20 protein-coding genes are annotated in these 19,060 nt (G+C 65.2%); 16 read left to right on the forward strand and 4 right to left on the reverse strand.

The window, feature by feature from the left end:
* The first annotated feature begins 4 nt into the window (after positions 1-4).
* The 3 genes from mscL to CI41S_RS28725 all read left to right on the forward strand — a co-directional run bounded on the left by mscL (position 5) and on the right by CI41S_RS28725 (position 1,560).
* Positions 5-421 (forward strand): large conductance mechanosensitive channel protein MscL, encoded by a 417-nt coding sequence (gene mscL, locus CI41S_RS28715; protein WP_139862635.1) that lies wholly within the window; start codon positions 5-7, stop codon positions 419-421.
* A gap of 1 nt (position 422) precedes the next feature.
* Positions 423-896, forward strand: coding sequence for an SsrA-binding protein SmpB (gene smpB, locus CI41S_RS28720; RefSeq protein WP_139862636.1), 474 nt, complete (start codon positions 423-425; stop codon positions 894-896).
* 88 nt (positions 897-984) lie between these two features.
* The gene (locus CI41S_RS28725; protein ID WP_139862637.1) at positions 985-1,560 is read left to right on the forward strand and encodes a peroxiredoxin; all 576 of its coding nucleotides are present in this window, start codon (positions 985-987) and stop codon (positions 1,558-1,560) included.
* A gap of 3 nt (positions 1,561-1,563) precedes the next feature.
* Here CI41S_RS28725 and CI41S_RS28730 read toward each other — a convergent pair whose 3' ends face one another.
* Both CI41S_RS28730 and CI41S_RS28735 read right to left on the reverse strand, forming a co-directional pair.
* On the reverse strand, positions 1,564-2,223 hold the full coding sequence (locus CI41S_RS28730) for a uracil-DNA glycosylase (RefSeq protein WP_139862638.1): 660 nt from the start codon (positions 2,221-2,223) through the stop codon (positions 1,564-1,566).
* A complete protein-coding gene (locus CI41S_RS28735; protein WP_139483112.1) occupies positions 2,204-2,848 on the reverse strand; it encodes a LabA-like NYN domain-containing protein in 645 nt (214 codons plus the stop codon). The genes CI41S_RS28730 and CI41S_RS28735 overlap by 20 nt, the downstream gene beginning before the upstream one ends.
* A gap of 362 nt (positions 2,849-3,210) precedes the next feature.
* On the opposite strand from CI41S_RS28735, the gene rpoZ reads away from it, so the two are divergent.
* The 12 genes from rpoZ (at position 3,211) to dmeF (ending at position 15,927) form a co-directional block, all read left to right on the forward strand.
* Positions 3,211-3,603 (forward strand): DNA-directed RNA polymerase subunit omega, encoded by a 393-nt coding sequence (gene rpoZ, locus CI41S_RS28740; protein WP_016844003.1) that lies wholly within the window; start codon positions 3,211-3,213, stop codon positions 3,601-3,603.
* A gap of 207 nt (positions 3,604-3,810) precedes the next feature.
* Positions 3,811-6,102, forward strand: a complete 2,292-nt coding sequence (locus tag CI41S_RS28745; RefSeq protein ID WP_139483113.1) for a RelA/SpoT family protein — start codon at positions 3,811-3,813, stop codon at positions 6,100-6,102.
* A 134-nt stretch (positions 6,103-6,236) separates the two neighbouring features.
* Entirely contained in the window at positions 6,237-7,010 is a 774-nt protein-coding gene (locus tag CI41S_RS28750; protein WP_139483114.1) for a pyridoxine 5'-phosphate synthase, read from the forward strand.
* On the forward strand, positions 7,007-7,423 hold the full coding sequence (acpS, locus tag CI41S_RS28755; protein ID WP_139483115.1) for a holo-ACP synthase: 417 nt from the start codon (positions 7,007-7,009) through the stop codon (positions 7,421-7,423). Before CI41S_RS28750 ends, acpS begins: the two co-directional genes overlap by 4 nt.
* Before the next feature lie 285 nt (positions 7,424-7,708).
* Complete coding sequence (lepB, locus tag CI41S_RS28760; RefSeq protein ID WP_139862639.1) at positions 7,709-8,470, forward strand: signal peptidase I; 762 nt, start codon at positions 7,709-7,711, stop codon at positions 8,468-8,470.
* A complete protein-coding gene (gene rnc / locus CI41S_RS28765) occupies positions 8,467-9,291 on the forward strand; it encodes a ribonuclease III (protein WP_139483117.1) in 825 nt (274 codons plus the stop codon). The genes lepB and rnc overlap by 4 nt, the downstream gene beginning before the upstream one ends.
* Complete coding sequence (gene era, locus CI41S_RS28770; protein WP_139483118.1) at positions 9,284-10,207, forward strand: GTPase Era; 924 nt, start codon at positions 9,284-9,286, stop codon at positions 10,205-10,207. Before rnc ends, era begins: the two co-directional genes overlap by 8 nt.
* 15 nt (positions 10,208-10,222) lie before the next feature.
* Positions 10,223-10,603 carry a hypothetical protein gene (locus tag CI41S_RS28775; RefSeq protein WP_139862640.1) on the forward strand — a complete coding sequence of 127 codons (381 nt, stop codon included), beginning with the start codon at positions 10,223-10,225 and terminating at the stop codon, positions 10,601-10,603.
* Positions 10,604-10,730: 127 nt separating this feature from the next.
* The gene (recO, locus tag CI41S_RS28780) at positions 10,731-11,486 is read left to right on the forward strand and encodes a DNA repair protein RecO (RefSeq protein WP_139483120.1); all 756 of its coding nucleotides are present in this window, start codon (positions 10,731-10,733) and stop codon (positions 11,484-11,486) included.
* A gap of 66 nt (positions 11,487-11,552) precedes the next feature.
* The gene (parC, locus tag CI41S_RS28785; RefSeq protein WP_139862641.1) at positions 11,553-13,808 is read left to right on the forward strand and encodes a DNA topoisomerase IV subunit A; all 2,256 of its coding nucleotides are present in this window, start codon (positions 11,553-11,555) and stop codon (positions 13,806-13,808) included.
* 168 nt (positions 13,809-13,976) lie between these two features.
* The gene (locus CI41S_RS28790) at positions 13,977-14,918 is read left to right on the forward strand and encodes a cation diffusion facilitator family transporter (protein ID WP_139862642.1); all 942 of its coding nucleotides are present in this window, start codon (positions 13,977-13,979) and stop codon (positions 14,916-14,918) included.
* Between the two features lie 46 nt (positions 14,919-14,964).
* Complete coding sequence (gene dmeF / locus CI41S_RS28795) at positions 14,965-15,927, forward strand: CDF family Co(II)/Ni(II) efflux transporter DmeF (protein ID WP_139862643.1); 963 nt, start codon at positions 14,965-14,967, stop codon at positions 15,925-15,927.
* Between the two features lie 18 nt (positions 15,928-15,945).
* Here dmeF and CI41S_RS28800 read toward each other — a convergent pair whose 3' ends face one another.
* A complete protein-coding gene (locus tag CI41S_RS28800) occupies positions 15,946-16,140 on the reverse strand; it encodes a hypothetical protein (protein WP_139483125.1) in 195 nt (64 codons plus the stop codon).
* Positions 16,141-16,363: 223 nt separating this feature from the next.
* Here CI41S_RS28800 and CI41S_RS28805 point away from each other — a divergent pair, with 223 nt between their 5' ends.
* Entirely contained in the window at positions 16,364-17,620 is a 1,257-nt protein-coding gene (locus tag CI41S_RS28805; protein ID WP_139862644.1) for an adenylate/guanylate cyclase domain-containing protein, read from the forward strand.
* A gap of 93 nt (positions 17,621-17,713) precedes the next feature.
* On the opposite strand, the gene CI41S_RS28810 is transcribed toward CI41S_RS28805, so the two are convergent.
* Complete coding sequence (locus CI41S_RS28810) at positions 17,714-18,955, reverse strand: MFS transporter (protein ID WP_139862645.1); 1,242 nt, start codon at positions 18,953-18,955, stop codon at positions 17,714-17,716.
* Between the last annotated feature and the right edge of the window lie 105 nt (positions 18,956-19,060).

The raw sequence follows: 19,060 nt of genomic DNA on the forward strand, positions 1-19,060 counted from the left end.
GGGCATGCTGAAGGAATTCCGCGAATTCGCAATGAAGGGCAATGTCGTCGACCTCGCCGTCGGCGTCATCATCGGCGCAGCCTTCGGCGCGATCGTCACCTCGCTGGTCGGCGACATCATCATGCCGATCATCGGCGCGATCACCGGCGGCCTCGACTTCTCCAACTATTTCACCGGACTTTCCAAGGCCGTGACCGCGACCAATCTGGCCGACGCCAAGAAGCAGGGCGCCGTGCTGGCCTGGGGCAACTTCCTGACCCTGACGCTCAACTTCCTGATCGTCGCCTTCGTGCTGTTCATGGTCATTCGCGCCATGAACCAGTTCAAGCGCAAGGAAGCGGTTGCGCCCGCCGAGCCGCCGAAGCCGACCGCCGAGGTCGCGCTGCTGACGGAAATCCGCGACCTGCTCAAGAAGGGCTAACGTGGCTGAGAAGAACGAACGCCCGATCAAGGTTGTCGCCGAAAACCGAAAGGCCCGCTTCAACTACGCAATCGAGGACACGATCGAGGCGGGCATCTCGCTGACCGGCACCGAGGTGAAGTCGATCCGCAGCGGCAAGAGCACGATCGCGGAATCCTATGCGGATTCCAAGAACGGAGAGCTGTGGCTGATCAATGCCAACATTCCGGAATATCTGCAGGCCAACCGCTTCAACCACGAGCCGAAGCGGCCGCGAAAGCTGCTGCTGCATCGCAGGCAGATCAACAAGCTGCTCGGCGCGGTCGACCGCGAGGGCATGACCCTCATTCCGCTAAAACTGTACTTCAACGAGCGCGGCCGTGCCAAACTGCTGCTCGCGGTCGCCAAGGGCAAGAAGCTGCACGACAAGCGCGAGACGGTGAAGAAGCGCGACTGGAGCCGCGAGAAGGGCCGTCTGATGCGGGCGCGGGGATGAACCGGAGCGAGTAGGGAATGGCGAATAGCGAACAGGGCAATTGAGGTTGCCCGCTCTTCCATTCGCTATTGGCCCAGGGGAATTCGACATGACTCAACCCAGCCTCACCGACGTGGACTGGAGCAAGATTCCGGCACCATCGGACGATGGCGGCGCGGCGCATCTGACCGGAATGACAATTCCGCCGGTCCGCCTGCGCGCCACCAACGACACCTCGGTGACGCTGTCCGCGCTCGCGGGCCGCACGGTCGTGTTCGGCTATCCCAGAACCGGCGAGCCGGGCAAGATCGGGCTGGTCGACGATTGGGACATGATCCCGGGCGCCCGCGGCTGCACGCCGCAGACCTGCGCGTTCCGCGACCTGTTCGCCGAATTGAAGGCGGCCGGCGCGTCGCACGTGTTCGGACTGTCGACCCAGAGCAATCAATACCAGACCGAGATGGCGTCGCGGCTGCATCTGCCGTTCCCGGTGCTGTCCGACGAGGCGCTGGAATTGACCGGCGCATTGAAGCTGCCGACGATGTCGGTCGCGGGACTGACGCTGATCAAGCGGCTCGCGCTCGTGATCGACGACGCGCGCATCACCCGCGTGTTCTATCCGGTGTTTCCCCCGGACCGGAATGCGAGCGACGTGCTGGCGTGGCTGAAGGACAATCCGCGGTAGGAGCTAGCCGAGATCCTTCCGCACGTTCGCAAACACCTTGCGGAACATGTCGGTGGTGAGCACGCCCGTGTTCGTGTTGTAGCGCGAGCAATGGTAGCTGTCGTAGAGCTTGATCTGCCCCGACATATGCACGGCACCATGCGCAAAGGGGGCGGCGGCCAGCCGAATCCCCAGCGCCTTCAACGTCGATTCGTGCGCGATGCGCCCGAGCAGCACAATCGCGCGCACGGTCGGCATCGTGGTGATGGTGGCGCGCAAGAATTGCCGGCAGGTGTTGATCTCGGCGGGCAGCGGTTTGTTCTGCGGCGGCACGCAACGCACCGCGTTGCTGATCCGGCAATCCACCAGCTTGAGGCCGTCGTCCGGCCGCGCCCGGTAGACGCCGCTGGCAAAGCCATACTCGAGCAAAGTCGCGTACAGCAGGTCGCCGGCGTAATCACCGGTGAACGGACGGCCGGTGCGGTTGGCGCCCTGAAGCCCCGGTGCGAGCCCGACAATGAGCAGCCGTGCATTGGGATCGCCGAACGAATCAACCGGCGAGTTGAACCAACCGGGTTCGCGCAAGCGGGCCTGTGCGCGGAAGTCGGCCAGCCGAGGACAAAGCGGGCAGTTGCTGTCGGGTAGGGTCGGGGCGGTGACGAGGTTACTCGTCGAAATCGTCATCGGCTCCCCGGGGCGCCACCGTCGTGGTCGTGCGCTGCAGGAACTGCGGCGAGTGGTGGCGCGGTTCGCGCGGTTCACGTGGCGCCGGACGTTCGGACGGATCGCGGCCAAGCTTGGATTGCAACTCGACGAGGTCGGTGAAGACATCGGCCTGACGACGCAACTCGTCGGCGATCATCGGCGGCTGGCTGGCGATGGTCGAGATCACGGTGACGCGGACGCCGCGGCGCTGCACGGCCTCGACCAGGGAACGGAAGTCGCCGTCGCCGGAGAACAGGATCATCTGGTCGATGTGCTCGGCGAGTTCCATGGCATCGACGGCGAGCTCGATGTCCATATTGCCCTTCACCTTGCGGCGGCCGCTGGCGTCGATGAATTCCTTGGTGGCCTTGGTGACGACGGTGTAGCCGTTGTAGTCGAGCCAGTCGATCAAGGGACGGATCGACGAATACTCCTGATCCTCGATGATCGCCGTGTAGTAGAACGCCCGCAGCAACGTACCCCGGCCCTGAAATTCCTTGAGAAGGCGCTTGTAATCGATGTCGAAGCCCAGGGTCTTTGCGGTGGCGTAAAGATTGGCGCCGTCAATGAAGAGCGCGATCTTGTTGGAAACAGGTGACGACATCAAAGTGTTCTCGCGTGGTTGTTAGTGTTCTTAGCGCAGCGGCAACCTACCGCGCGCAATTTTTCTGCGTTGCAGCCTAAAGTTCGGTGAATCTTCCCCACGACAGTCACCAACGCAATTATGGTGAGGCGAGGGCAGAAAGCCTAGTCTTTTGACGTTGCAATGAAGAGATTTACTTGTCTGGGACAGCAACATAGCCATGTCGTCAGACGCGCTCCGGCCGTTCTAGCCCCAGCACACCGGGTTATCAGAGCCTGTTCGGAAGGCAAATCACAAATTTTGCCTTGCGAAACCATGGCTGGGCCTATAACTAACCCTCATAATCAACATGTTCGGTCCATTTTACCACGGAGCGCCTCGACATGGCTCGCGTCACCGTTGAAGACTGCATTGACAAGGTCGACAATCGCTTCGACCTGGTCCTGTTGGCGGCGCATCGCGCCCGTATGATTTCGTCGGGCTCGCAACTCACGGTTGATCGCGACAACGACAAAAACCCGGTCGTATCGTTGCGGGAGATTGCTGATTCCACGATCTCGCCGGAAGACCTGAAAGAGGAACTGGTGCACTCGCTGCAGAAGTTCGTCGAGGTCGACGAGCCCGAGCCCGACACCGTGCCGCTGATCGGTTCCGCCGGCGCCAGCGTCGATGCCGACGACACCGAGGTCGCCGTGGAGCGGATGACCGAGGAAGAGCTGCTGAAGGGCCTCGAGGGCCTCGCTCCCCCGGAGGAGCAGCCCGAGGAAGACGAGTAAGCTCCGCTTCCAGTTTCGGATAAAATCGCCAAAGGCCCGGACATCGCTCCGGGCCTTTGCTTTTGTTGACAATTTCGCGGTTACGATGCGTCCTATGGGGGCGCGGGAAATTGAACGGTTCTGCTCCCGCCGGGGTGCTGCTTCATTCGAAAGCGGACTAGATTGAGTAGGGAGGGGCCATCCGGCTCCGTAAGAGGCATCGAATACATGGCGTACCGACGCCGCAGTTCCAGCCAGATGCAGGCTGCGACCGAGACGGTCGCGGTGGCGCCGGCTTCGTCCCGGGCCGAGAAGCCGGCCAGGCCGCGGGCGCGGATGATGCGGCAATATGACCTTGTCGAGCGCGTCCGCTCCTATAACCCCGACACCAACGAGGACCTGCTCAACCGCGCCTATGTCTACGCCATGAAGGCGCACGGCACCCAGACGCGCGCCTCCGGCGATCCCTATTTCTCCCATCCGCTCGAGGTTGCGGCGATCCTGACCAACCTCAAGCTCGACGACGCCACGATCGTGGCGGCCCTGCTGCACGACACCATCGAGGACACCGAGGCGACGCGGGCCGAGATCGACCACGTGTTCGGCCACGAGATCGGCGCGCTGGTCGAGGGCCTGACCAAGCTGAAGCGGCTGGAGCTGGTGTCGCGCGAGGCCAAGCAGGCAGAGAACCTGCGCAAGCTGCTTTTGGCGATCGCCGACGACGTCCGCGTGCTGCTGATCAAGTTCGCCGACCGCCTGCACAACATGCGCACGCTGGAGTTCGTGCCGCCGGCCTCGCGCCGCCGCATCGCCGAGGAGACGCTGGACATCTATGCGCCGCTTGCCGGCCGCATGGGTATGCATGAAATGCGCGAGGAACTGGAGGACCTGTCGTTCTTCGTGCTCGACCCCGAGGCCTATGCGGTGGTCAAGCAGCGCCTCGATGCGCTGGCCGACCGCAACCGCAATCTGATCGGCGAGATCGAAACCCAGCTTTCCAAGAACCTGCAGAAGAACGGCATCACCGCCCGGGTGTTCGGCCGCCGCAAGCAGCCGTTTTCGATCTGGACCAAGATGGAACGCAAGTCGGTCGGCTTCGAGCAGTTGTCCGACATCTACGGCTTCCGCATCATCCTCGACGACGTCGGCGCCTGCTACCGCGCGCTCGGCATCGTCCACACCACCTGGCCGGTGGTGCCGGGCCGCTTCAAGGACTACATCTCGACACCGAAGCAGAACGACTACCGCTCCATCCACACCACCGTGATCGGGCCGGGCAAGCAACGCGTCGAGCTGCAGATCCGCACCGAGGGGATGAACCAGATCGCCGAGTTCGGCATCGCGGCGCACGCCTTCTACAAGGAGGGCATGGGCTCGCCGAACGAGCGGCTAAAGCACGAATCCAACGCCTTCGCCTGGCTGCGCCATACCATCGGCATCCTCTCGGAAAGCGCCAACCCTGAGGAATTCCTCGAGCATACCAAGCTCGAGCTGTTCCACGACCAGGTGTTCTGCTTCACCCCGAAGGGCAAGCTGATCGCGCTGCCGCGCAACGCCAACGTGATCGATTTCGCCTATGCCGTGCACACCGCGGTCGGCAACAGCGCGGTCGGCTGCAAGATCAACGGCAAGTTCGCGCCGCTGTCCTCCGAATTGCAGAATGGCGACGAGGTCGAGGTGCTGACCTCGAAGGCGCAATCGGCGCCGCCGTCGGCCTGGGAGGCGCTCGCCCGCACCGGCAAGGCGCGTGCCGCGATCCGCCGCGCCACCCGCGATGCGGTGCGCGACCAGTATGCCGGGCTCGGCCGCCGCATCGTCGATCGCCTGTTTGCCCGCGCCAAGATCGAATATGCCGACGACAAGCTGAAGGGCGCGTTGCCGCGGCTGGCCCGCACCTCGATCGAGGACGTGATGGCCTCGGTCGGGCGCGGCGAGATCAAGGCCTCAGACGTCGCGCGCGCGATGTATCCCGACTACAAGGAAGAGCGGATGGTGCGCTACGGCGCCAGGAAGGGGCTCGCCACCAAGCTGAAGACCCAGACCCCGCCGCATCCGGCGCGTGCCGCCTCGGTGATCCCGGTGCGCGGCATCAATTCCGACCTGCCGGTGAAGTTCGCGCCGAACGGCGGCGCGGTGCCGGGCGATCGCATCGTCGGCATCGTCACGCCGGGCGAGGGGATCACGATCTATCCGATCCAGTCGCCGGCGCTGAAGGATTTCGAGGAGGAGCCGGAGCGCTGGCTCGACGTGCGCTGGGACATCGACGACACCATGCCGCAGCGTTTCCCGGCGCGGATCCTGGTCCACAATGTCAACGAGCCCGGCAGCCTCGCCCAGATCGCGACCGTGATCGCCGAGCACGACGGCAATATCGACAACATCCACATGTCGCGCCGCTCGCCCGATTTCACGGAGCTGACCATCGATCTCGAGGTCTATGACCTCAAGCATCTCAGCGCTATCATCGCGCAGTTGCGCGCCAAGGCCGTCGTCGCGCGGGTCGAGCGCGTCAACGGGTGAATTGCTGTCGTTGCCGGGCTTGACCCGGCAACCCATCTCTCGAAGATGGATGCGCGGGCATAGGCAAGCGGAAGCGACGCCGTCCTTCGGACGGCTACGCCCGCGCATGACGAGCTAGATTGTAGGTCAAAGAGATGTCCAAAACTCCTCCGCTGCGCCTCGGCGTCAATGTCGATCACGTCGCGACCCTGCGTAACGCGCGGGGCGGGGCGCGGCCCGATCCGGTGCGGCTGGCGCTGGCGGCGATCGCAGCAGGCGCCGACGGCATCACCGCGCATCTGCGCGAGGATCGCCGCCACATCCGCGACGAGGACATGGCGCGGCTGAAGGCCGAAATCTCCAAGCCGCTGAACTTCGAGATGGCGGCGACCGACGACATGCTGCGGATCTCGCTCGCCACCAAGCCGCACGCGGTTTGCCTGGTGCCGGAGCGGCGCCAGGAAGTGACCACCGAAGGCGGGCTCGACGTGGTCGGCCAGCACAACGCGCTAGCGCCGTTCATCGCCCGGCTGAGCGACGCCGGTATCCGCGTCTCGCTGTTCATCGCCGCCGATCCCCGGCAGATCGAAATGGCGGCCAAGCTGAAGGCGCCGGTGATCGAGATCCACACCGGCGGCTGGTGCGATGCCGTGGTCGACGGCCACAAGGACAAGGCCGAAGCCGAATGGAAGCGCATCGTCGAGGGGGCGAGGCTCGCCCATGCGGCAGGGCTCGAGGTCCATGCCGGCCACGGCCTCGACTATGACACCGCTGAGACGATCTCGGCGCTGCCGGAAATCCGCGAGCTCAACATCGGCTATTTCATGATGGGCGAGGCGCTGTTCGTCGGCATCGCCGAGACGGTGCACACGATGCGCGCGGCAATGGAGCGCGGCCGCACCCGGGCCGAAGCCGCAGGCCGCGCATGATCATCGGGATCGGCTCCGACCTGATCGACATCACCCGGGTCGCCAAGGTGATCGACCGCCATGGCGAGCGGTTCCTCGAGCGCATCTTCACCGATGCCGAACGCGCCAAGGCGGCGCGCCGCGCCAACAGTGAGAAGATGGTGGTCGCTACCTACGCCAAGCGCTTTGCGGCCAAGGAGGCCTGTTCCAAGGCGCTCGGCACCGGTATCCGGCGCGGGGTGTGGTGGAAGGACATGGGCGTGGTGAACCTGCCGGGCGGCCGTCCGACCATGCAGCTCACCGGCGGGGCGCTGGCGCGGCTGAAGGAACTGACGCCCGAGGGCATGGAGGCGCGGATCGATCTCTCGATCACCGACGACTGGCCGCTGGCGCAGGCTTTCGTCATAATTTCGGCGGTTGCCCCGGCCAAATGAGCGGGCGGACGCACTGGTCGCCGCAAAACTTTGGAAAACTAAAAAATCATTGATATTTCAATGAATTGCGAAGTTTTGACGCGGCGATTGATTGCGCCCCCGCGAACAACCGTCTAAAACGCCGCAGGGTTAACATCGAGCGAGACGCGGATTCGGGTTTGCGCCGGAATTTGCCCTCAAGATCAGAATCAAGGCCATTTTCCTCACGCGGGGACCAAGCGCTTCGCGCGAAGAGAACGTTCTGCCACCGCGCGGGCGCCAGAGCCCGCGGGAATTGGGAAAGCAATGAGCGCGACCACCGGCACCAAATCTGAAAGCGGCTTTGGCGAGACCATCCGCGTCGTCATTCACGCTCTTCTGATCGCGCTCGTCATTCGGACCTTTCTGTTCCAGCCGTTCAACATCCCCTCGGGATCGATGAAGGCGACGCTGCTGGTCGGCGACTATTTGTTCGTCTCGAAATATTCCTACGGCTATAGCCACTATTCGATCCCGTTCTCGCCGAACCTGTTTTCGGGGCGCATTTTCGGCTCGGAGCCGAACCGCGGCGATATCGTGGTGTTCCGGCTGCCGCGGGATGACTCCACCGACTACATCAAGCGCGTGGTCGGGTTGCCCGGCGACCGCATCGAGGTCAGGCACGGGATGCTCTACATCAACGACGAGCCGGTCAAGCGCGAGCGGTTGAGCGACTATGTCGGCGAGGACCCTTGCGGCTCGGCGGACGCCACCTCGCGGGTCAAGCGCTGGAAGGAGACGCTGCCGAACGGCGTCAGCTATGACACGCTCGACTGCACCGACAACAGCTATATGGACAACACCAACGTCTACACCGTGCCGCCCGGCAATTTCTTCATGATGGGCGATAACCGCGACAACTCAACCGACAGCCGCTTCCTCTCGCAGGTCGGCTATGTGCCGTTCGAAAACATCATCGGCCGCGCCCAGATGATCTTCTTCTCGGTCGCCGAGGGCGAGCAGGCCTGGATGTTCTGGCGCTGGCCGTTCACGGTGCGGTGGCATCGTCTATTCTCAATCGTGCGATGAACGACGAGACGCCAGCCATCACGGATCAACCGCCGCCGGGCGAGCCGAGCCAGACGCCTGCCGCGACGACGAGCACGGCCGCGCCGAAGAAGCGGCGCAGCAAGGCTGCCAAGGCCGCGGTTGAGAAGGCCGCGATCGCGGGCACCGAGGCGCGCATCGGCTACGCGTTCTCCAATCCGGTGCTGCTCACCACCGCGTTCACCCACGTCTCGGCGCTCAAGCCGGCCAGCCGCAACCGCGCCGACAGCTACCAGCGGCTGGAATTTCTCGGCGACCACGTGCTCGGGCTGATCGTCTCCGACATGCTGTTCCGGGCATTCCCGAAGGCGGACGAGGGCGAATTGTCGAAGCGGCTCGCCGATCTCGTGCGCAAGGAGAGCTGCGCCGACGTCGCCAAGTCGCTCGGGCTGGTCGACGACATCAAGCTCGGCATGGTGAAGGCGGTCGAGGGCGCGCGGCTGCGCAAATCCGTGCTCGGCGACATCTGCGAGGCGGTGATCGGCGCGATCTATCTCGACGGCGGTGTCGAGGCCGCGCGCCAGTTCGTCGAGCGCAACTGGACCGAGCGGATGAACAAGCCGCGCCGGCCGCTGCGCGATCCCAAGACCGTGCTGCAGGAATGGGCGCAGGGCAAGGGATTGCCGACACCAGTCTATCGCGAGGTCGAGCGCACCGGTCCGCACCACGATCCGCAATTCCGCGTCGCCGTCGATTTGCCCGGACTGCCCTCCGCCGAAGGCCTCGGCGGCAACAAGCGCGCCGCCGAGAAGGCCGCGGCATCGGTGATGATCGAGCGGGAAGGCGTCGGCACCCATGACTGACGAGGCCAACGCGCAGCCTGCCGCGACCCGCTGCGGCTTCGTCGCGCTGATCGGCGCCCCCAATGTCGGCAAGTCGACGCTGGTCAACGCGCTGGTCGGCTCCAAGGTCACGATCGTCTCGCGCAAGGTGCAGACCACCCGCGCGCTGATCCGCGGCATCGTGATCGAGGGCAATGCCCAGATCATCCTGGTCGATACGCCCGGCATCTTCGCGCCGCGGCGGCGGCTCGACCGCGCCATGGTGTCGACCGCCTGGAGCGGCGCCCACGATGCCGATCTCGTCTGCGTGCTGCTCGATGCCAAGGCCGGGATCGACGAGGAGGCGCAGGCGATCCTGGCCAAGCTCGAATCGGTCGCGCATCCGAAGATCCTGGTGCTGAACAAGGTCGACCTGGTTCAGCGGGAAAAACTGCTGGCGCTGGCGCAGGCGGCCAATGAGCGGATGCGCTTCGAGCACACCTTCATGATCTCGGCGCTGTCGGGCGACGGCGTCGACGATCTGCGGCGGACGCTGGCGCAGATGGTGCCGGAGGGGCCGTTCCTCTATCCCGAGGACCAGATGTCGGATGCGCCGATGCGGCATCTGGCGGCCGAGATCACCCGCGAGAAGATCTACAGCCATCTGCATCAGGAACTGCCGTATCAGTCGACGGTTGAGACCGACAGCTGGACCGACCGCAAGGACAAGTCGATCCGGATCGAGCAGACGATCTATGTCGAGCGCGAGAGCCAGCGCAAGATCGTGCTCGGCAAGGGCGGCGCCACCATCAAGTCGATCGGCGCGCAGGCGCGCACCGAACTCGCCGAGATCATGGGCGTGCCGGTGCATCTGTTCCTGTTCGTCAAGGTGCGCGAGAACTGGGGCGACGACCCCGACCGTTACCGCGAGATGGGCCTGGAATTCCCCAAGGAATGAGAGCTGGCGTTTGCAATGAGCGTGCCCAGAAACGTGCTTTGGTTTGAAGTGCTGCTCTACGCCTCGCTGACGCTGGACGCGCTGTCGGTGGCGTTCACGGATCGCACGGCACGCAGCGAGATGACCGAGCAGATGATCATGGTGGCGACGCTGATGGCGGGCTGCATGATCGTGCTGCTGATGTATTTCGTCTATTTGGCCGCGCGGCACCGCAAGAACTGGCCGCGCTGGGCGCTGGTTGCCGCGCTGGTGCTGTCGGCGATCTCGCTGGTGCAGGTGATCGGGGATCGCGGCGTCGAGCTCGACAGCGGCATCGAGGTGGTGTCCTGCATCCTGACCACGGCCGGGCTGTACTACTCCTTCACCGGCGACGCGCAGGGCTGGTTTAACGCGTAGCCCCAGCCGTCATTCCGGGATGGTCCGAAGGACCAGACCCGGAATCTCGAGATTCCGGGTTCGATGCTAACGCATCGCCCCGGAATGACGACTGCGGAGGCAACTGAAATCCTGTAATCTCTCTTTCATGGAATGGACCGACGAAGGCATCGTGCTGGGCGTGCGGCGGCATGGCGAATCCTCCGCCATCGTCGAGCTGATGACGCGCGAGCACGGCCGCCATCTCGGTCTGGTACGCGGCGGCGCCAGCTCGCGGATGCGGCCGCTGCTGCAGCCCGGCAACAGCGTCACCGCGGTGTGGCGGGCGCGGCTCGACGAGCATCTCGGCATGTACACCGTGGAGGGCACAAAACTGCGCGCAGCGACGCTGCTCGCTTCGTCGCATGCGGTCTACGGCGTGACCCATCTGGCGGCGCTGGCGCGGCTATTGCCGGAGCGCGATCCGCATGAAGAGATCTACCAGATGGTGCAGTGGATTCTCGACGATTTCGACGACGCCGGCACCGCCGCGGTGCATCTGATCCGGTTCGAGCTGGCGATGCTGGCCGAGCTCGGCTTCGGCCTCGACCTGGAAAACTGTGCGGCGACGGGCTCGACCACCGACCTCGTGTACGTCTCGCCGAAATCCGGCGGTGCGGTGTCGCGCGCGGCCGGCGAGCCATGGGCCGACCGGTTGCTGCCCTTGCCGGCGTTCCTGCGCGAAGGCGAGGGCGCCAGCAACAGCTGGTCGGAGCAGGACCTGCTCGACGGCTTTGAGATCACCGGCCTGTTCCTGCTCCGCCACGTGCTGGAGCCGCGCGGGCAGGGCCATTCCGACGCCCGCGACGGATTTATCAACGCTGTCACCAGGCGGCGGACCCGCGCGGCCATTCCGCAGGGCTGATTCGCGGCCTAAATTCCCTGTGATTCGCGGCTTGCCCGATTCACCGCGACGGTTTAACGCCTCCCCATGGGAAAACGACAGAAACCGCCGGAAGAGCCGGCCGAAATTCACGAGGTGCCGCTGCGTGATGCGCTCGAGGAGCGCTATCTCGCCTATGCGCTCTCGACCATCATGCATCGCGCGCTGCCGGATGCCCGCGACGGGCTGAAGCCGGTGCACCGGCGCATCCTCTACGGCATGCGGCTGCTGCGGCTCGACCCCGGCACCGCCTTCAAGAAATCCGCCAAGATCGTCGGCGACGTGATGGGCTCGTTCCATCCGCATGGCGACCAGGCGATCTATGACGCGATGGTGCGCCTGGCGCAGGATTTCTCCTCGCGCTACCCGCTGGTCGACGGCCAGGGCAATTTCGGCAATATCGACGGCGATAACCCCGCCGCCTACCGCTACACCGAAGCGCGCATGACCGAGGTCGCGCGGCTGCTGCTCGACGGCATCGATGAGGACGGCGTCGAGTTTCGTCTCAACTATGACGGCCAGTCGAGAGAGCCGGTGGTGCTGCCCGGCGGCTTCCCGAACCTGCTCGCCAACGGCGCCCAGGGCATCGCGGTCGGCATGGCGACCTCGATCCCGCCGCACAACGTGGCCGAGCTCTGCGACGCCGCGCTGCACCTGATCGAGAAGCCCGACGCCAAGTCGAAGACGCTGCTGCGCTGGGTCAAGGGTCCGGACTTTCCGACCGGTGGCATCATCGTCGATTCCAAGGAAGCGATCATCGAGGCCTACACCACGGGGCGTGGTTCGTTCCGCACCCGCGCGCGCTGGTCAGTGGAAGAGGGCGCCCGCGGCACCTGGGTGGTCGTCGTCACCGAGATCCCGTGGCTGGTGCAGAAGTCGCGGCTGGTCGAGAAGATCGCCGAGCTGCTCGAGCAGAAGAAGCTGCCGCTGGTCGCTGAGGCCAGGGATGAATCAGCGGGCGACATCCGCCTCGTCATCGAGCCGAAATCGCGCGCCGTCGATCCGGCGCTGATGATGGAGTCGCTGTTCCGGCTGACCGAGCTGGAAAGCAAGATCTCGCTGAACCTCAACGTGCTGGTGCAGGGCCGCATCCCCAAGGTGATCGGCCTCGCCGAATGCCTGCGCGAATGGCTCGACCATCTGCGCGACGTGCTGATCCGTCGAACCAACTTCCGCAAGGGCGAGATCGAGCACCGGCTGGAAATCCTCGGCGGCCAGCTGATCGCCTATCTGAACGTCGACAAGGTGATCAAGATCATCCGCACCGAGGACGAGCCGAAGCCGGTCTTGATGAAGACCTTCAAGCTCTCGGACATCCAGGCGGAAGCTATCCTCAATATGCGCCTGCGCAATTTGCGCCGGCTGGACGAGATGCAAATCCGCAAAGAGGATGAGGATTTGCGCAAGGAGCTGAAGGGCATCGAGGGTCTGCTCGGCTCGGAGGCGCAGCAATGGGCCAAGGTCGGCGAGCAGGTCACCAAGGTCCGCGACATCTTCGGGCCGAAGACCCCGCTCGGCAAGCGCCGCACCACCTTCGCCGACGCGCCCGAGCATGATCTCGCCGCGATCGAGGAGGCGTTCGTCGAGCGCGAGCCGTGCACTGTCGTGGTGTCCGAGAAGGGCTGGGTGCGGACGCTGAAGGGGCATGTCGAGGATCTCTCGGGGCTGGCCTTCAAGACCGACGACAAGCTCGAGCATTGGTTCTTCGCCGAGACCACCTCGAAGCTGCTGCTGTTCGCCACCAACGGCAAGTTCTACTCGCTCGACGTCGCCAAACTGCCGGGCGGCCGCGGCCACGGCGAGCCGATCCGCATGTTCATCGACCTCGAGCAGGACGCCGCGATCGTCTCGCTGTTCGTCAACAAGGGCGAGCGCAAGTTCCTGATCGCGAGCAGCGAAGGCCAGGGCTTTGTCGTCAAGGAAGAGGACTGTGTCAGCAACACCCGCAAGGGCAAGCAGGTGCTCAATGTCGAGATGCCGAACGAAGCCCGCGCGATCGCGACCGTATCGGGCGACACCATCGCCGTGATCGGCAGCAATCACAAGATGGTGCTGTTCGGCCTCGACCAGGTGCCGGAGATGGCCCGCGGTCGCGGCGTGCGCCTGCAGAAATACACCAGCGCCACGCTGTCCGACGTCGCGGTGTTCGACTCCAAGACCGGCCTGACCTGGAAGGATTCCGCCGGCCGCGAGCGCAGCATGACCATGAAGGAATTGGCCGACTGGCGCGGCAGTCGCGCCGACGCCGGCCGGCTCGCCCATGGCCTGCCGACCTCGAACAAGTTCAACCGCGGCGTGGAGTAGCGTGTAGCCCGGATGGAGCGCAGCGAAATCCGGGACACTTTCTCCGTAGAGCAAAGCCCCCGGATTGCGCTTCGCTCCATCGGGCTACGCGTTCTTCAGGCACGGTGTGATAGTATCCACATCTCACCGCGCTATAATTGTCGCCGACGACATCGGGCGACAGTTGCCATGGCGCACAATCACGACCACGACCATCACGATCATTCCGACGATCATTCCCATGCCGGGCACAGCCACGCGCCCGACAGCTTTGGCATGGCGTTTGCGATCGGCGCCTCGCTGAACGCGGCGTTGGTGATCGCGGAACTGATCTTCGGCTATGCCGCCAACTCGCTGGCGCTGGTCTCCGACGCCGTTCACAATTTCTCCGACGTGATCGCGCTGCTGCTCGCCTGGGGCGGGGCGTGGCTGGCGGGCAAGCGGCCGACCGATACTCACACCTACGGCTATCGCCGCGCCTCGATCCTGGCCGCGCTGTTCAATGCCGGGCTGCTCCTGATCGCTGTCGGCGGCATCGCGGTCGAGGCGATCAACCGCTTGCGCGAGCCGGCCGAGGTCGCGAGCTGGACCGTGGTCTGGGTCGCCGCGCTCGGCATTCTGATCAATGGCGGCACGGCGCTGCTGTTCATGCGCGGCCGCGATACCGACCTCAACGTCCGCGGCGCCTATCTGCATATGGCGGCGGATGCCGGCGTCTCGCTCGGCGTGGTCGTCGCCGCGCTCCTGATCATGGCGACCGGCTGGCAATGGCTCGATCCTGCGATCAGCCTCGTCATCGCCGTGGTCGTGCTGCTGAGCGGCTGGGAGCTCGCCCGCGACAGCGTCAATCTCGCCCTCGATGCGGTGCCGAAGGGCATTGATCTCAAGCAGGTGAGAGACTACCTCGTGACCGTCGAGGGCGTTACCGAGGTTCACGATCTGCACATCTGGGCGATGAGCACGAGCGAAACCGCGCTGACCGCGCATCTGGTCCGCCCCGGCGGCCATGACGATGTCTTCCTGCATCAGGTCTGCGCCGAGCTTTCCGCGCGGTTCAGCATCCATCATGCTACGCTGCAGGTCGAGATCAGCAGCGAAACCTGCCGGCTGGCGCCGGCCGAAATGGTCTAGTATGCGCGCGACGCGGCGCCCTTGAGTGACGTTCCGGAGACTTTTCATGCACTCGCATTCGATCGACCAATGGACCCATGATCACGTCTTCCTCGGCGGCGCGCATGCCCGTAACGAGCGCCGCACCTGGATCGTGGTCGGCCTGACCGCCGCGATGATGGTCGGCGAGATCGTCGCGGGATGGCTGTCCGGATCGATGGCGCTGCTGGCCGACGGCTGGCACATGGCGACCCACGCGGCCGCGCTCGGCATCGCAGGGCTTGCCTACCTGCTGGCGCGGCGGCAGGCGCGCAACGCACGCTTTTCGTTCGGCACCGGCAAGTTCGGCGATCTCGCCGCCTTCTCGAGCGCAATCATTCTGGCCATGATCGCGATCCAGGTCGCTTGGGAAAGCATCGACCGGCTGATGCACCCGGTGCCGATCGCCTACAGCGAGGCGATCGCGGTGGCGGCGCTCGGCCTTATCGTCAATCTCGGCAGCGCCTGGCTGCTGCGTGACGACCATGATCACCATCATCACGGTCACGGGCACGGTCATGATCATGCGCACGATCATCACCACCATCACCACGACAACAACCTGCGGGCCGCCTATGTCCACGTGCTGGCCGACGCCGCCACCTCGATCCTGGCGATTGCTGCGCTTGTGGTCGGGATGTCCGTCAACTGGGCTTGGGCCGACCCGCTGGTCGGCATCGTCGGCAGCCTTGTGATCGCGAGCTGGGCGTACGGCCTTATCCGCGCCGCCGGTGCCGTGCTGCTCGACGTCAACGCCGACGAAGCGCTGGAGACCACCATTCGCGAGCGCATCGAGACCAAGGGCGACCGCATCACCGACCTGCATCTGTGGCAGGTCGGCCCCGGCCATCGCGCCGCCGTCATCTCGGTGCTGTCGGATCACCCGCTGCCGCCGGCGACCTACAAGCGCCGGCTCGGCGGCCTGCGCGGCCTCAGCCACATCACCGTTGAGGTCCAGCTCTGCCCCGATCACGAACAGCATGCGCATTGAGCGGGACGAGCAGACCGGCTAGTTGCGTGGCGCTGATGGTGCGGCGGCCGGCGCCGGGGCTGGCGCGTGCTTGGGCTTCTGCGTGCCGGCGTAGAACGACAGGGTGAAGACCAGGATCAGGGCGACGAGGTAGACCGCATAGGATTGCGGTGGGGTGATTGCCCATTGCACGGCGCGTCGGATCGGGTTGTCGGGGCCGGGATCGTTATCCATGCCGTTTTGTGCGCGAAGGCCGGGCCAAAGGAAAGCAGAATCGCCGCCATTCGGTGGGCCTGTGCTGCGCGAAAGGGCGGCAATGGCCGGTCTTGCAATGCCATATGCGCGTCCGCATCTGTAAGGGACCGTCGCCACGGCATGCCTAGGTAATCTCTTGGCAAGTTCCTTGGCAGACGGACCAACCCTTCCTCCCGCACCAATTGCCCGGCATACTCCGCTCATGGAACTGACGCCCCGTTTGCGCCTCTCGAATTGGCTGGTCCGTCAGGGACTGATGGGCCTGCCGGAAAACGACCTGTTACGCGGCTTCTGCGAGCGCTGCCGGGCCGCCGGCATGCCGCTGTCGCGCGCCATCGTGTTCATCGACACCCTGCATCCGATCTTCGAGGGCCGCGGCTTCCGCTGGAATGACGGCGAGAGCAACGAGTCCGATGCCTTCGAATATGGCTCGACCAGCACCGGCGAGGCCAACCAGACCTGGCGGCGGTCGGCCTTCTATCACATGCTCGAAAACGGGCATGAGGAGATGGTGATCGATCTCGCCGACCCCTCGCACGATTTCTCGATGATCGGCGAGCTTGCCGAGAAGGGCCACAAACATTTTGCCGCTTTCGTGCATCGGTTCGGCGAGGCCGGCACGATCGGGGAGATGGACTGCTTCTATTCCTATTACACCACGCGCCATTCGGATGGCTTCGACGAGCACCATATGGCCGCGCTGCGCGACCTCGTGCCGGTGCTCGGGCTCGCGATCAAATCGGCGGCGCAGGTCGAGATCGCCCGCACGCTGGGCCGGGTCTATCTCGGCCGCGACACCGCCGAGCAGGTACTGCGCGGGCGCATGCAGCGCGGCGTCACCGAGAAGATCAAGGCCGTGCTGTGGTACTCCGACGTGCGCGGCTCGACCGCGATCAGCGCGCGCATCGGGCCGGACGAGATCATCCCGTTCCTCAACGACTATGCGCAGGCCTCGATCGACGCGATCCACGACGCCGGCGGCGAGGTGCTCAAGCTGATCGGCGACGGCGTGCTGGCGATGTTCACCAACGAGAACATGGCCGTCGCCAAGCGGGCGGCGCTGCGCGCCGAGCACCGCTTCCGCCACAACATCCGGGTGCTGAACGATCGCCGCGAGAATGAGGGGCGGCCGACCACGACGGCCTATGTCGGCCTCCACATCGGCGAGGTGTTTTACGGCAATATCGGCAGCGAGGACCGGCTGGATTTCACGGTGGTCGGCCCCGCGGTCAACGAGGTCTCGCGGATCGCCTCGATGTGCAACTCGGTCGACCGCGAGTTTCTGGTCTCAACCGCCTTCCGCACCGGGCTCGATAACGCCGGCCGCAACTACCTGGTCTCCACCGGCCGCTTCGTGCTGCGCGGCATCGGCCATGCGCAGGACTTGTACACCCTCGATCCGGCGGTGGCCGCCGACGAGGTCATCGGCGGCAAGTACGAGCGGTACTTGGCGGGTTAGGCTCTCACCCCGTCATTGCGAGCGAAACGAAGCAATCCATGTCTCCGCTTGTGGCGAAATGGATTGCTTCGCTGCGCTCGCAATGACGGTCGGCTAGCACCGCGCCGGTTCGCCGACCATGTCGGGCTGCCGCGTCAGCGACACCGCTGGAGAGATCAGGATCACGAGCGCCTGGGCGGCGAAGATCGCGGCGGCCAAATAGAGGCAGGCCTCGGCGCTGTAGAGGCCGCCGACGATGGCGCCGAGCGCGGAGCCGAGCGGGCGGGCGCCGTAGCTCATGATGTTGATCGCCGAGACGCGGCCGAGCAGCGAGGGCGGCGTCACCGACTGCCGCAGCGTGGTGGTCGAGATCACCCACAGGATCGGGCCGACGCCGAGCAGGAAGAAGCTGAGACCCGCGAGCAGCGGCGTCGGGATCCAGGTGGTCAGGGCCATCACGGCCGCGGCGACGAAACCGGTCACCGGGCCGAGCCCGATCACGGTGCCGAATGCCAGCCGCTGCATCACCCGGGTCGCAAACAGCGCGCCGACCACCATGCCGACGCCGTACATCGCGAGCACGGTGCCGACGCCGGTGGCGCTGAGGCCGAGATGGCGCACGGCGTAGGGCACGAACACGGCGAGCAGCAGGAACGACGCCGTGTTGAAGATGAACTGGGTGATGAACACCGGGCGCAGCAGCGCGTGATGGAACACGAAGGCGGCGCCTTCCTTGATGTCCTGCAGCGGATGGCGCTGCGGCGCCGGCTGCCGTACGGGCTCATAGATGCCCGCGAGCAGCACCACCGCGATCGCCGACAGCGCCGCCGCAAAACCGAACGCCGGCGCGGCACCGACCCAGCCGACCAGCACGCCGCCGAGCGCGGGGCCGCTGGCGAACGCGACGGTGCGTGCCAGCTCGATCCGCGCATTCGCGGCCGGCAGCTGTTGCGCGTTCACCAGCGAGGGGACCAGCGCGGGCGCGGCAACGCTGTAGGCCACCGTGCCGCAGACCGCGACGAAGCCGAGCAGCGCAAGCAGCGGCAAGGTCATCAGGCCGAGCCAGAGCAGCAGCAGGATCGCGGCCAGCGCCGCCGCGCGCAGTGCCTCGGCACCGGCCATCACCCAGCGGCGCGACACCCGGTCGGCGAGCAGGCCAGCGGGAATCGCGAACAGGATGAAGGGCAGCGTCAGCGCGGTCTGCAAGAGGCCGGTCTGGCCTTCGCCGACCCCGAGCAGCAGCACGGCGACGATGGGAGCTGCCGCAAGCGCGACCTGCTCGGCCGATTGCGCGGCGAGGTTGGACCAGGCCAGGCGATTGAAGGTGGCGGGCAGGCGAAGCGTCTCGGACGACATGGCAGATTCCCTGGAAATTTCGATCTGGCCACAGTGTGCGGATGGAAGGCGTCCGATCCCACCCGTTTTCCGACAAGGCATAGGGATAAGCCGCCGGGAATTCGG

It is taken from the genome of Bradyrhizobium ivorense (assembly GCF_900696085.1).
Taxonomy (GTDB): domain Bacteria; phylum Pseudomonadota; class Alphaproteobacteria; order Rhizobiales; family Xanthobacteraceae; genus Bradyrhizobium; species Bradyrhizobium ivorense.